Raw genomic sequence first — 14,803 nt, 5'->3', positions numbered from 1 at the left:
TTACGCCATCCCCCATTCCTGTTTCCGCTCATGGAGCGAGCTGGCAATAATATGGTCCAGTAGCTGTGTAAAGGTTATACCCGCAGCTGCCGCACTCTTCGGAAGCAGGCTGTTGGCGGTCATTCCCGGTAATGTGTTCACTTCCAGCACGTAAGGTCTATCCTGACACAAAATCATATCGACCCTTGCATAGACCTTACATTGCAGCAGCCGGTAGCTGGCCAGTGCCGCCTCGCGCACACGCTGTTCAATAACGGTGGGAAGCTCGACCACCTTCTCCTCAGCACCGCCGACCTCATATTTTGCTTTGTAGTCGAACCACTTCGAACGAGCGGAGCTAATGCTAATAATTGGTAATACCTCGCCATCTACGATGGAGCAGGTAATCTCCGTCCCTTCATAATAGGACTCAATCAAGATCGCTTGATCCAAGCTGCAAGCCCCCTGAACAGCCGACAGCAGTTCCTTCTCATTTTGTACAAGCTGGATGCCGATGCTGGATCCCCCCGTATTCGGCTTCACAATAACCGGGTAGCCCAAACGCTCCACCACCTGCGGATCATAATCGTCCATCCCCTGCCAGTAAAGGCCTGAAGGCGTATGCACACCCGCTGCCTTCAACAGCATCTTGGACAACTGCTTATTCATGCATAAGCTGCTTGCCAGGACACCGCTGCCTGTGTAGGGAATGCCCAGCGTCTCCAGCGCTCCCTGCACCGTGCCGTCCTCGCCATACTGACCATGCAGTGCCAACAGCGCGATATCAATGCCTGTCTGCTGGACCTGCGCGATTAAATCCGCTCGCTGCTCGATCACCATTGGAACCACTTCATAACGGCTGCGATCCAAATGATTGATCATCTCTTGACCTGTCTGCAGAGAAATCTCACGCTCAGAGGAAATACCGCCCATAATAACGCCAATTTTCATCATGACACCTCATTTTTCTTCAAAATCTTTATGTGGCTACGGATGTTCATCCGATCGCTAGTGCTTCTTCAGAACAATATTCCGTCTCTATAGCTCTTTTCTTAATCCTTATGCCTTAAGAAAGTTACGCGTCTGTTGACCGATTATTTGAATACCCCGTTCGATATTTTCATCTGTTACTCGTGAAAACCCAAGCCGCAATGTATTCGTCCCTTCGCCTTCTTGAATAAAAAACTTGTCTCCCGGTGTGAAAATGACGCCCTGTTCTGTGCAAGCTTCTAGCAGCTGGCGTGTATTTACGCCTGTCGGGAAGGTAAGGAACAAATGCAAGCCCCCGTCACCTGACACATGCGCCTCAGGAAGATGTGCTTCACAGCATGCCTTTGTCAGCTCATATTTGCGCTTATACTCTGTACGTGCTTTTTTTACATGTTTATCGAAATTTCCGTTAAGCATATATTGGTATAAAATCGATTGATCGATTGTTGAGGTATGAATGGTGCGCGCACGCTTAATGCTTTCCAGAGTGTCAATCAGTGCTCGGTCTCCAAGCACCCAGCCTACACGCAAGCCAGGGAACAGCACCTTGGAAAAGCTGCCAATATAGATTACTCCGTTCCCTTGGCCTGCTGTCGCTATTAAGGGCGCAACATGCGCTCCCGAGTAGCGTAGCTCCTCATTGAATCCATCCTCGATCACCGGAATCTGATAGCGCATCATTAATTTCATAACAGCGCTACGCTTTGCTGGCGACATGACGATGCCTGTCGGATTATGATAGGAAGGAGTCAAATAGGCCAAATCGAAGCTATTGGTCTGTAATACCTCCTCTAGCCGCTCTACATCAATACCGTCACACTTCATCGGAATGCCGGTAATCTCAAATCCTTGCAACTTCAAATTTTTGATCGCTGTGTGATGGGTCGGATTTTCACAAATTGCCGCTCCACGGCGTGCAGAAGGGCGTAAAGCCGACAGCACAATGTCAAAGCCTTCTGTAAACCCGCCTGTAATCAGCATATCCTTGCCAATTATATCGACGCCTTTGTTCTCCATATAATGCATCAGGTAATCAATCAGCGGCTTGTAGCCCTTGGCATAGCCGTAGTTGAGCAGCACCTGCCCTTCGATTGCCATCCGATCCATAAAAGCTCGCCTTACATCCCCCAGATCAAACAGCTGCTCATCCGGAGCGATGCTTGTGAACGAGATAGTTCCCTTTTGGGCACGAATGCCCTGCTTCATCATATCCAGATCAACAGCCGATACAGCATACTCGTTCATTCTTGCCTTCCAGTCGACCTCCCAGGTGGCAGAACCGTCAGATCCTCCGTTATCTACGGCCGACTGGCCCACCATGGCGGCCACATAACTCCCCTTTCCGGGAATCGCATACGTAAATCCGTCATCCTCCAAGCCTTCATAGGCTGCAATGACTGTATTGCGGCTCACCTTAAGCAGAACGCTCATTTCTCGTGTGGAAGGCAGCTTCTGATCCGCCTGAAGCGCCCCTTTTATAATTAAACGATTGACGTATTCTTTTACTTGTATCGAGACCGGGCGGTCACTTACGAGCTTGAAATCCTGGAACATTCTTCATCGCCTCCCCCTATAATGATGGCATACAAGACGAGTGAAAAAAAAGAACCACCGCACTGGATTTTTCATCCTTCGGTGGTTCTTCCGCATTTTATCCCCTGTACGCCCTCATATTCTTGCCTCATTCCCCCGCATCATTGCCTCTCATCGCGCCCATTGCGAGCATTGTACATATCACAAAGATCGTTTCACTTCGATTTTATTTTCTTCCTTCTGCGGCTGAAGCCCTGAGAACTATGCAAAGCATACCAGTCAAACAAAACCATATGCCGTAACGACTGACCGTGAATCCTGCCGCATCGTCAATTGTCACATGGAGTGCGCCTATTTCTTTCTTGAGGACGTCCTCCATTCATCATATTTCAATCCACGCACTCATATAGAGCGCGACCCGACCGGATACATGAGCGACTACCGCTGAATGGTCGATTTCAATCCACGCACTCATATGGAGTGCGACAGCGAAAATGAAGGAATTCATACCCTAATGATATCAATTCCATGCATTTTCGAAAAAAACGATGCTAAAAAAGCTTGAATCGACTATTGACTTCTAACGAAGAAAGCTAATCCGAATCCATTTCGACAAATTTCGAGGTGCGAAGGACCCGGGTTTTTTATGTGAGCTTCACATTCGCACCGTAACCAAGACAATACACTCAGGATACCACAAAACATTTCTCCGTCCCAGAGCATGCTCTATTTTCTAAAACAATAACGACTCTGCCCCATCAATTACAATTTGTGCACCAGTAATGTGACGCGAATGATCTGAGGCCAAAAATGTTACCAAATCAGCTACCTGCTCGGGTTGACCCGGTCCATCTGCCAACGGTTGCCCTCCTTCGGGAAACTTGACGGGGATGGTAATTTGCTTTAACCCTTCCGATTTCTCCGTGGTTTCATCAATATTGGTCGAAATGGCCCCAGGATAGATGACATTGACACGAATACGGAACTTAGCCAGCTCCAGCGCAGCCATTTTAGCAAAACCGGTTTGACCCGCCTTCGATGTGCTGTAGGCTGACATTCCAAAGCTGGTAAAGCGCTGATTTCCATTAATGGAGCTGGTAATAATAATGCTGCCGCCACCGTTCTTTTTCAAATGTGGTATTGTATACTTCACCGTCAGGAAGGTACCATCCAGATTCGTGGACAATGTTTGCCGCCAATCCTCAATGCTCAGATCCTCGATCGGTCCGACGACCCCGTTAATCCCGGCATTAGCAAAAATGATATGCAGACCGCCAAATAATTCAACCGCTTCCAGAACTGCTTTTTCCACACGCACCGGATCGGCAATGTCCACGTCAAATGCCCGCGCCGACCCTTCACGTATAGCATTAATTTCTCTTTCTGTCTCCAAAATACGCTCATTACTTACGTCAAAAAGAGCGACATTCGCTCCTTCTCTAGCCATTTGAATGGCCGTTGCCTTGCCAATGCCAGAACCAGCCCCCGTGATCAGAGCCGTTTTGCCTTCAAAGCGTGCGCCTCCTGCATATGTGTAGCTCATATGTATCGCTCCCTTTCAGTAATCTGTATAATCACAAGATTACCCAAAAGGATATACTTTATAATCACCATTTTTGCGCATTTTTTGCTATTCCTTTGCGATATTTGAGAAAAGGACGAATATTACGCGCATTAGCGCGTATTTCCTTCTCCTCCTCGTTACATTCTATAAATATCTTAACGAATCGTATTTTTCTATGTATTCATCAAAAAAAGGACGTTATACAACCATGGATATGGATGCATACGTCCTTTTGCTTATTCATTTACCACTGAAGCTCAATAAATGCAGCATCATCATCAAGTCCCCCGGTATGGGATGCGTCCAGCAATACCTGTATCTGCTCATCAGGGACAGGCTCGCGAATGGGGTCCAAATCGGATAAACCGTCCGTATACACCTGTAATCTCATCGGCATATCTGCGGGTATACTTCTTTCGTACCAATGAGGCTTCCCACCAATCGGCCCACGACTTGTTGACCAGCGCTCCGCTGTAGAAAAAGTATGATCGAACAGCTCGCTAATTTCCTCGGCACCGTTCCATAGTCGCAAACGTGAATCCCCTTGCCAGGCAAGTCGGAGACGGCCACGGCTACCACGCTTCGGCAGTTCGATTTTACCGCAAATATACATGGACTGGCTTCCCTGACGACGTTTATCTTCCAATACCGAGCGCATTAAGCCTGATTCATGATCCAAAGGCTGCCGATCCAGTTCCTCTGCCGCTGTACCTGCCAAACGTTCAAGGTACACTCTTAATTGATCAACAGACAGATCTTGTCCCCGTTCCATCCAATCCAGTAAAGAGGAACCCAGATAGCGGGCTGCAAAATCTCCTCGGTAACTGAGCCCGACACCATCACACAAGACAAAACAACAGACGGATTTATGAATACGTACTGCGGCGAAATCCTGTCCGCTTTCCCCCATACTGGCAGATTCGGCAGATCTTCCATAGCCATAACGACACATAAAACGACTGTGATGAGATGATAAAGGCTGATCGCCTGTCTGAGAGCTTATGTAAGCAAATTGCTGAGTCAGCCTTGCATTCATTCCCTTTTTTTTGCTCGCGGGGAGCAGGGACAGCAGTGGATTCATGCTTTTACCTCCTTACCGTACAGGCGTTGCAGCCGACATTTGGAACCCAATGGACACCAGTTCCGCACAGGTTCCGGGCAGCATCATAATGGCTCCTTCACCTAACTGATAATCTGCCTCAAACAGCATTTCTCGATAGCTTTCAGGCAGTACAGAAGACATATCACGCAATTTCACAGCATGTTCATCCTGCAAAGGCGTATTATGCGTCAGACCTTTCCAGCGACGGGGGTCCTGAATAGGCGTTTCCAGCAACCTGTCGGATAAAAATATATTTTCCACCAGTACATTACCGTCCGGTACACTCATGCTCATAATACGCTTCGCAATCGGTTCCGGATCATCGCCTGTGGAAACCCCATCTGTCATATGACAGACCAAAGGTGCAGGACAGTCCTGCATCCCTGGTAATTCTGCCTGCAAAATACGCTCAGCTTGCAGGAAGGCTTTTGCTGAATCTGAAAATCGTTTGGGTGTCAAATCGGGCAACGAACCAATGGCCGCGATTTCATCAATTCCCTTGACACCATTCAGCAGGTCATACACGTCGTCACTATAAGCTAAAATCGCAATCCGATAGCGTGCTGTCAGCCGATTTCCTTTGGTTGAACGGAAAACCATCTGCCGGATCGCCAACGATATAGCTTCATATACAACGTCAATACGCCGCCGCCCCTCCATCAGCATGTTCATCGACGCGCTGATGTCAATCAGGTAAATGATCAGGGCGGGAGTGCGTTGTGAAGCCTGTATTGTATAATTCATGGTTTGTACATGCTCCCCTCAGTTACCTTCTATCTTCATCTGTTTTGTAGCTATCATTCCGCCCATATATAAACATATGAAATATTAAATTTTAGGCAGTCTAAAATTCGTATCGCCTAAAAAATTATAGATCGAGGAAGCCCGATATCCCACTTCGCCTACCGAACGATAATAAGAAGGATTACTATCATATAGTGTTCTAAAACGCTTCGCAAAGCTCTTTGCCTTCGCAGCGCTTCCACCTTCCTGAGAGGCATATGCCTTGTTGTACAGGGAAATAAGCTGAAGAACGTTCTCCTTGTTTCGTGCATGCATAGACTCTTTTTGCTTTTGTTCCGCCTCGGCTGCTGCCTTACGAGCTGCCTCTTCCTGGGCGGCACGGGTTTCCTGCTCCTTTTTCAAAGCCAAGTATTTTTCATACTTTGCCTGTTGATCATACGCTTTTTGCTTCGCCAACTTGGCAGCCGCCTGCTTATTTTGTTCCTTTTGGGCGAGATAAGCTTCATATTTAACCTGTTGATCGATAAGGGCTTGCTGTCTCTTCTGCTCTTCCTGTTGCTTTTGAGCGGCAAGTACCTGCTGTTTGGCCTGCTGTTCCGCTTCCTGGCGTTGTTTCTCCGTCAGCAATTTTTGAGCGGCTTCCTGCTCGGCTGCCAGCTTTTCCTCGGCCGCCTTTGCAGCCTTCGCTGCCTCTTCCTGCTTGGCTGCCTCGATTTGTCGCTGACTGGACTGATCTGCAAGAATATTCACGGCTGGGATTCCAGCTGCCAACAGAACGACTGCGGCCGCAGTTGTCACGATAAACGCTTTGGAGCGATACCAGGCTTTTGATTTTTCAGGTTGCTCCGGCGTCTTGGGATTCAACTGCTCCTCTAGCCCTGTGATCGCAGCCGACACCTCCACATGCAGAGGACTGCCGTCTTCTACAAAATGATACAACGACCGGTATACTTCCAGCGCTGCAGCAGGTTTGTTCTGCTGCTCCAAATCACGTGCCTGTCGGAACAGCTTGTCCGTTACCCCACGCTCTCCCTGCTCCAGGGCAGCCTGATTTAGCAGGGCAGCCTGTTCAGCCTTGAGCGGTGCAGGTGCTGACAAAGAAGATGCAGCTTCACTGGAAAGGCCACTCACCGCTGCCGATTCTATTGTTTCTGTCGCAGCAGGCTCCGGTTCTATAGCCTCAACTGGAATTTCCTGCTCAGTAACTGCATTAAGTACAACCAACCATTCGCCAAAAGTAGGGCAACTGCTTAAATCCTGACTATCCCAGGCGCGGCTGAACAATTCTACCACCTTGCTGCCCCAGCGGGATTCAAGTGATTTTCGTAAAATAAAATAACGTTCGCAAGGCGTCTGCATTTCATGCTGATCAAAATAACTTTCGCCCCACGCTTTGTCGACTACAACACGGTCAGACCAGCCTAGCATTTCTCCTATAATAATTGCCCCTGCAAAACGGTCTGCATACGCACTCCATAAACCGCTGTGGACGGTACGATGTGCGGCATACCCTGGCGAACCTGCCAATAGAGCGTCTGGACGATCCATTTTAGTACTATACATTTGTTCCACGTCCACCAATTCCACAGCTGACGTGCCTTGAGGCAGTTCCACTTCAGAAAAAAACGGAAGCATCACATTCGGCGCCGATAAATCACAGTGCGCCAATCCTTTTTGCTCCATAGCTGAACCGATCCCTGCCAATGCTCTGGCTAAAGCCAGACTATCGGAAGCCTCAAGCTGACGCTGATCTGTGAGACAATCGAACCATGTCATACCGTGAACCCATGGCATCAGCACCGCATACAGCAAATCAGGCTGCTCGGCGATCAGACTTCCGTTTCTTTCTGGAGTGAGCACATCACGCTTGCATACCTGCAAACCGGGAATATCCCCGTATGCTTCCATATGCTCAGATTGATAAACCATAGCCGGGATGCGGAACTTCGGAAAAAACACTTTAAGGGCTTTTGCCTCATGCGGTGCTCCGTTTTTGGCATTCAGTTGGTATACAATTCCCTGCCGCCCTGCTTGAGCATAGGCTAAACCGGGTGCAGCGGGATGTCGTCCAACCACATAAGCTGTGCCGTTTATGATCAATTCGTCTCCCGGATTCGGTTGAAAAGACATGAAACATCCCTCTCCTTACATCATTCAGTATGCTAGTTTTCCTCACCTTATTATATACATCTATGGATGGCAAGAAAACCGGGTATCCGAAGATCGCCCGGTTTTTCCTGAACATCCTGTGCCAAACCGTGAGGAATGGCTCACATATTGCTTCTTATAGAGTGGTATATGACAAGTTAATGCCTATCAGGCAAGGCAACTTATTTCGTTTGGTCAACCGTACGGAATTTGTTAGCGATAGCTGTCAATTCTTGGCTGATGCTGTTCAAAGTCGTTACAAAAGCTTGCATTTGTTTGCTAGCTTCCTGAAACTCTTGGAAGAAGCGTTGTTTAGTCATACCTTCCCATTGACCTTCCATACCTGAGATGGACTGTGTCAAACTGGAAACGATCTGTTGGCTTTGCTCACCACTTTGTTTAAATTGGTTAGCCACCTGATCAACCTGTTCTGGGGTAATTAAAATGCGTCCTGCCATTTTTTGCGTCCTCCTTGATGATAAAAATGTTTTTGTTTTATCTAGTTCAAATTGTACTATGGCTATTTAATTCCCTACAAAAGGCAAAGGACCTAATTGTAACAATCCCACTTTTTAACTATAAAACAGCACCTAACAGTATAATATTAACAAAACAACCACCTAATAAGTCCCATAAAGTCGGGAATTGCGAAACGAATCAAGTAAATTTTGCAGTCGATCCAGATTGTCCCGGAACGCGATCCCAACTAAGCGACAGGCTGATCTCTTGTTGTAGACGGATCAGTAAAATACCAATCCTGCGGACTGCTAGAAGACGCCTGCATCAGAATATCCTGATGCAACGTTTCTACATCCGAAGACTGTACACCAGCAATGGCATGTACGACAGACTGCGGGTTTGAAATCAGACTGCCTGTTTCCGAAGCTTGCCCAGGCAGAATAGACGGTGATTGCTGATTCGACCAATCGAGCATTGTGACGGGTCGTCCCAATGGTTGGCTGGCAAATGACAGAATCGTTTGATAGTTGTGGTCAACAGACTGAAACTGCTCTGCCTTTCGGTTCAGTTGTGTACCTGATGTATGGAGGTAAGCATGAATCTGTTCTGACATCCGCTTGGCCTGCATCCAATGATTCAAGATCGCCTCGCGTGCAGATACATCCCAATCCAGCGATTGTAACGCCTGCTCCAAACCTGCTGTTAACTGTTGAATTTGCTCCGCCGCATGCTGTAGCTGCCCGCTAAGCCCCCGAAGCACATCCGGTTCAACTCGAATGCGCATATCCATCACCCTTCTTCTGTCACTTCTTCATTCACTGCCGACTGTTTCAACCAATTTAATAATAAATCCACAAACTGATCCCTTGAAGCCATAGCTGCAATCAGCCAGTCTCCGTTACCACTTGAGCTCATCCGAAATATCCAGTTCATTGCAGGACACAGGACAAAGGCTGCCCGTTGTGATTCCCACTCCCTGCCATTCCATACCAGCAATTGCAGTTCTCCTTCGGCTACACGAGAACTCAAAGACTGAGCCAGTCTTGCAGCCCCCTCTGCATCTCCGCTAGCCTCGGTCAGTTTACTGCTGATCAGAGACACACTTTCTCCTGCCGATTGCTCATAAATTTTATTAAATGCCTGCTTGGAGAACATAAGTGCGGGGGATTCAGGCACAAGTCGATCTACCCAACCCATTTTATCAATCAATGTCTCGCAAGCCTTTTCCACATTACCCAGATCGTACAGTCGATACTCATCGGGTTCATCAGCGGATTTCACGAGTTCCACTACACGCTCGTTCGTGCAATGGAGATAGCCTTCAAACCGCTTACCTCCCCGCGCATAGCGTATACGGCAAGCCCTGTTGGATAATCCCGCGATAGCGACTCTTGAAAAAACGGTAGGAGGCATTGCTAGCTCTTTGCCCTTATCTACCCGCTTTAGATACCCCTTTTCCAAAAGAGTAGCTTTTACCTGCTCCCACTCTTCCGCCAACTCCTCTGCTAGATAGCCCTTAAACGGATCTTCCACCCCAAGCAGTCTGTCAGAACCCAATACGCCTGCCAGAAAAAACAGTTCCTTCGCCTTGAGGGTTATTAACTTCTGCTTGGAAGCTTGAAACGTTAACATTATGAGCCACCTCCCTTCAAACTACAACATGCCATCGGTCACGAATTTTCGTTATCCAATCCTCACAGCTCACTTGCTCTGAGAAGGGAATTGCCGCTTTTATCCTGGTAAATTTGCGCCGTACGTAGTATCCCTGCCCAGGTGGCAGGACTTTTAGGCCACCAGCAGCGGCGTTCGCCTCCGAATAAGGGATACGAAAGAACGATAGATCATTCGAATCTAGTGTTCCAAATAGCATACCGCTTTGGCTTGCCTTGACATCATTAAACCAGTCCACACCAAAGGTAGGGAAATCAGATGGCACACCCGATAGCACGACATGCACATTGCGATCACGTCCCAACCGTACAATGGCGGAGAGCTGATCCTTTATCATAAAATCGTTCAGTTGCTTACTTAACATATCCGCATCATCAATGACCAGGAGCAATTCGGGATCATTCCCCTCCTTGTTCCGCTGTTGAACGATATCATACACTTTCTGTACCAGAGGTCCCATTTCTTCCTCGCTTTCGGCAGCAGCCTTAACATGAGGAAGATGCCGTAATCTAGATAGTCCTCCGCCTCCATAGCGTGTATCGATCGTATAGACTTCCAATTGATCGGGTGATGTGTAATAAGCAAGCGATATAATCCAGCTCATTAGAAAAGAGGTTTTTCCACCCTCCATTGGACTACCCACTATAAAATTGGGCCCTTCTTTCAGATTCAGGAGAAAAGGCTCAAGATCGTCACTCTGTAGACCTACAGGTACTTCATAAGGAAGTGCACCCGAAGGTCCACTCGTCTGATCCCACTGCTGAAGCAGTTCCGACAATGGAATCCGCTCAGGTAATGGGAGGATGGCTGGTGCGTGCTTGCCTTTCCATTCCTGCACAATGCCAGCAATATTGCGGCGTAACCGTGCTGATCGCTCCGCCTCATCTTCTCCTGGTGAAGGCAATGCCGTCTGGAACTCCAGCGGAGGAACATGCCCTTTAACCAGAGCGCGGCCTGGAATTAACGGTCCTGGCGTTTTGGCTGGTCGTCCTACCGCATAGTAATAGTCACTCGGGTCGGACATTTCAAAAGAAACAGCATTCGGTATGTTACTGCGGAATTTCTCAAACACATCGGTAATCCGGTTCGCTGTAATGATAAACGTAATACCTAGACTGCCTCCTTCTCGCAAAAGAGATTCCAGCAGTTCATTTTCATCTGGATAAGCATTACGGAAATTAAGATATCCATCAATAACTACGACAATTTGCGGAATATCCTCAACAGCAGAACGTCGATAAGAGCTTATTGTTTTGACACCAGCCTCGGAAAGCATTTCCTTGCGTACGGCTACCATCTTGAACAGATAACGGAACAATCGCTTGATCCGGTCATCCTCCTCAGCCATCATAACAGCCCCGATTTGGGGAAGTTCCCCAAAGTCGCGCATCGTTCGACCCATATCAATGATATACCCGTTCCAATGATTCGCTGCAAAACGCTGAGCCGTGGACATCAGCAATGTATGCAAAAAGGTCGTTTTTCCCATACCCGGCATGCCATACACAGCCCAATGACCATGATCCAGCGATGCATAAATTGGCTCCTGCCGCTGATTCGGCAAATCATCCACCAGACCAATAAGAGCCTTCAGCTCCAAAGGTGATGATGTACTATCTATTTCGGTGCATACCGGCAGATTTGTTAAATCCAGCAATTCAGGCAGCGGTGGAAGCCACGGTCCCTGAAGTCGTTCGATCCCTGCCTTAGCAGCCTCATTCGCAATATAATCAATAAATACTTGAAGCTGTTTAGGGGCTTCTTCTCCTTTTAAGCCTGAGCTTGCCCGTTCGCCGCCCGTCAGTAGCGCTTCACGTTTCCCGTTCAGTCTCACTTCATGTACAGGTAGTGCAGAAGAAATATCGCTGTTGCCTATATACGGCGCACCGCTCCAAGCAAACTGCATCTCTTCAAACACCTCGTCGCTACCGACCTGGAAATATCCTCGTCCCGGCTTCGTAATCCACGCGGCATTCGGTATTTTCAACATGTCACGGCTATCACCTTCGCTTTGCACCCGTAAGCAGATGCGGAACCTGGAGTTACTCCAGATCTTATCATCTACGACACCTGCGGGCTTTTGCGTCGCCAAAATCAAATGGACACCTAGTGTCCGCCCAATCGCGGCAATACTGATTAACTCGTCCATAAACTCTGGCTGATCTCGCTTTAATTGTGCAAATTCATCAATAATAATAACCAGATGAGGCAGCGGTTGTTCCTGCCGCTGCCGGAGTAGTCTGTAATATTCATCAATATGCTGTAAATTGCCTGCATCGTTCAATATCTTCTGTCGACGAACCAGTTCTGCTTTAAGAGATATTTTGGCACGTTCAATCAAATTATTGTCCAAGTTCGTGATCGTACCCACAACATGCGGCAAGTTAACGAACGTGTTGGACATGCCTCCACCCTTGTAATCGATCAGCATAAAAGCAAGATCATGTGGATGAAACTCGGCAGCAAGCGAGGCTACGATGGACTGGATAACCTCACTCTTCCCTGAACCCGTTGTACCGGCGATCAAGCCATGGGGACCATGTCCTTGACGCTCTATCTTATCATGCAGGTTAATCATAATCCTCTTACCGCCTGCTCGCACGCCCATCGGCACAGGTAAGGTATCGGGATGGCGGTTACGTCGCCACCGATCTGCCACGTCCAGTTCTTCCACACTCGCTACGCTCATCATATCAAACAGAGGTAGCACAGCGGGAATGTCAGAAGCAGAGGAACGCTTCAAGCGAATAGGAGCCATGTACCTCGCCAATGCATCGGCTTCCTCTTTTGACAAACGATCCGGTTTAAAACTTTGCTGTTCAACCTCCGCCGATTCTGATTTGCGGGCATATACGCCCTGCTCTTTGGAAGCCTCCACAATCAGCTGACACTGCATCGGCAAAGCCTCTTTACGAGAAGCCAGCACAATCGTACACGCATCAATGGCTCGACCGTCCTCCAGTAACAACGGCAGCAACGGTTCTTCCTCAATCAGCTGGGTGTCAGATAAAACAACGATATAACACGGGACTTCCATTCCTTTGCCCTGGCGATCATTGCGATTATTTTTACGACGGTTCAGTCTGGCAAACAGAAAATCAGCTAATTGATGTGCACTGCTACTGCGGTCTGACATCATTCTCTGGATGCGGTCATCATCCCACACATGTGGGAGCCAGCGCATCCAAGTCCATTCACTTTCCTCTCGCTCGTCATAGAAGGAAGCAATTTTCACTTCATCTGGCGAGTGACGAACCGTCACCTGTGCCAAAATGACTCTTAACGCAGCAAGGGTATGCTCCCGGTCGCCGACCAATCCAACCACTTTGGATTGAAACAGCGGTAATGCAATGGAAGCAGCGTCTACCAGACGAAATTCCTCTTCCAGTTCATCCGCAGCTCCCAACAAAGGATCTCGGTCATAACCGTCTGGGCGTGGAATTTGCAATTTAATATGAAAGGGAACTTGTCCAGTCCCAATACGCACCTGCAAAAAGTCCTCATCCTCCGGTGATCGTTCCCAAAGTGAACTGTTGCGGTTTTTGACGATTTGAGTGCATATTTGCGGGTCACCGTGAATTTCATATAGTGTGCGAATTTGCTCCTCGCGTTTCATTTCAAGTTCTTCACGATGCTTTTGGAGTTGTTCTCGGTACATCCGGTCCCGTTCCTCCAGCTTACGCTTGTATTCCTTCTTATTATTTAAATAGACGAAAAAAGGAATCGTATAAGATGTAAGCATCATGACCACGGTGACCATCTGGAACATCAAATAGTTACTGTTACCCATCTTGCCTGTTTTGCTCATATATACGTAAAAGCCTATAGTCACCAACGTCATCATTAACGGAATAAGTATAGATATAATAGAAAAAGACGGCTTGCTCGGCTCAGCCGGAGGCCGTAAAATCTCCAGCTTCTCCTCTCGGAGCGCCGGCCTTAATCTCGGGGATCGCTGGTATAATGCATTCAAGACAAAAGTCCCCCTTTTCGCTTACTATTTCATTTTACCAAGGTTTCATATAATTTCATGTGTGTATTTACCCATTTTTTTCACTTTGAAACAGAGAACGCCTTCCATACACAGGCGCTTCGTCCTGAGTTGTCGAAAAAGCGCGCTGAATACGCACAGTACAGCCTTCCCGTAAGCCTGATCCTGTGAGTAGCTGGTTATCCCCCACCCTGAACCAAAGCCCTTCTGGGAACTTTGCTTCCATAATATATTGCATGCCTTCCGCCGGAGGCTCGCCGAAAATGCGCACACCCAGCATCAGCTTTAAATGTTCCACCGAGTATTCATCAGCTACCTCGATGTCAAACCACTCTGTTTCCTGTCGTCCTGAAAGCACGGTCAGGATCATCTGTCATCCCTCCCGATCCTTAATATATAGCAAAGTTCACGCAAAAAGCCTATTTCAACGGAAATATGGCTATCGTAACTGTAGCATCCGACTATTAGACTGTCAATTTGTTACAAAATACCCACTCTAAAAATAAAACAGCGACTTTAGTCATATTCTCTCACATTAGTAGAGTCATTGGTATCAATAATATGTATTTAATCATTTCTAATACGGCTATATACGTCATTTTGTCGATTAGTTAGAACTAAA

11 protein-coding genes are annotated in these 14,803 nt (G+C 47.7%); all 11 read right to left on the bottom strand.

Going from position 1 to position 14,803, the window contains the following annotated elements:
• Positions 1–930, bottom strand: a complete 930-nt coding sequence (locus ACUUJN_RS10575; RefSeq protein ID WP_254348143.1) for a D-alanine--D-alanine ligase — start codon at positions 928–930, stop codon at positions 1–3.
• 108 nt (positions 931–1,038) lie between these two features.
• Positions 1,039–2,523 (bottom strand): aminotransferase-like domain-containing protein, encoded by a 1,485-nt coding sequence (locus ACUUJN_RS10570; RefSeq protein WP_254348142.1) that lies wholly within the window; start codon positions 2,521–2,523, stop codon positions 1,039–1,041.
• 712 nt (positions 2,524–3,235) lie between these two features.
• Positions 3,236–4,045 (bottom strand): SDR family oxidoreductase, encoded by an 810-nt coding sequence (locus tag ACUUJN_RS10565; protein WP_023988269.1) that lies wholly within the window; start codon positions 4,043–4,045, stop codon positions 3,236–3,238.
• Between the two features lie 265 nt (positions 4,046–4,310).
• Entirely contained in the window at positions 4,311–5,147 is an 837-nt protein-coding gene (locus ACUUJN_RS10560; protein WP_264453871.1) for a hypothetical protein, read from the bottom strand.
• Positions 5,148–5,159: 12 nt separating this feature from the next.
• Entirely contained in the window at positions 5,160–5,912 is a 753-nt protein-coding gene (locus ACUUJN_RS10555) for a vWA domain-containing protein (protein ID WP_013309992.1), read from the bottom strand.
• An 84-nt stretch (positions 5,913–5,996) separates the two neighbouring features.
• A complete protein-coding gene (locus ACUUJN_RS10550) occupies positions 5,997–8,042 on the bottom strand; it encodes a serine/threonine-protein kinase (RefSeq protein ID WP_264453872.1) in 2,046 nt (681 codons plus the stop codon).
• A gap of 200 nt (positions 8,043–8,242) precedes the next feature.
• A complete protein-coding gene (locus ACUUJN_RS10545; RefSeq protein WP_013309990.1) occupies positions 8,243–8,518 on the bottom strand; it encodes a WXG100 family type VII secretion target in 276 nt (91 codons plus the stop codon).
• Positions 8,519–8,766: 248 nt separating this feature from the next.
• Positions 8,767–9,303, bottom strand: a complete 537-nt coding sequence (locus tag ACUUJN_RS10540) for a WXG100 family type VII secretion target (RefSeq protein WP_023988266.1) — start codon at positions 9,301–9,303, stop codon at positions 8,767–8,769.
• Positions 9,304–9,308: 5 nt separating this feature from the next.
• Complete coding sequence (locus ACUUJN_RS10535) at positions 9,309–10,151, bottom strand: hypothetical protein (protein WP_023988265.1); 843 nt, start codon at positions 10,149–10,151, stop codon at positions 9,309–9,311.
• Between the two features lie 16 nt (positions 10,152–10,167).
• Complete coding sequence (essC, locus tag ACUUJN_RS10530; protein ID WP_023988264.1) at positions 10,168–14,163, bottom strand: type VII secretion protein EssC; 3,996 nt, start codon at positions 14,161–14,163, stop codon at positions 10,168–10,170.
• Between the two features lie 67 nt (positions 14,164–14,230).
• A complete protein-coding gene (locus ACUUJN_RS10525; RefSeq protein WP_023988263.1) occupies positions 14,231–14,551 on the bottom strand; it encodes a hypothetical protein in 321 nt (106 codons plus the stop codon).
• Positions 14,552–14,803 lie beyond the last annotated feature (252 nt).

It is taken from the genome of Paenibacillus sp. LRG-1 (genome assembly GCF_057220305.1).
The sequence above is the reverse complement of the archived record's forward strand: the minus strand, read 5'-3'. Positions and strand labels throughout refer to the sequence as shown.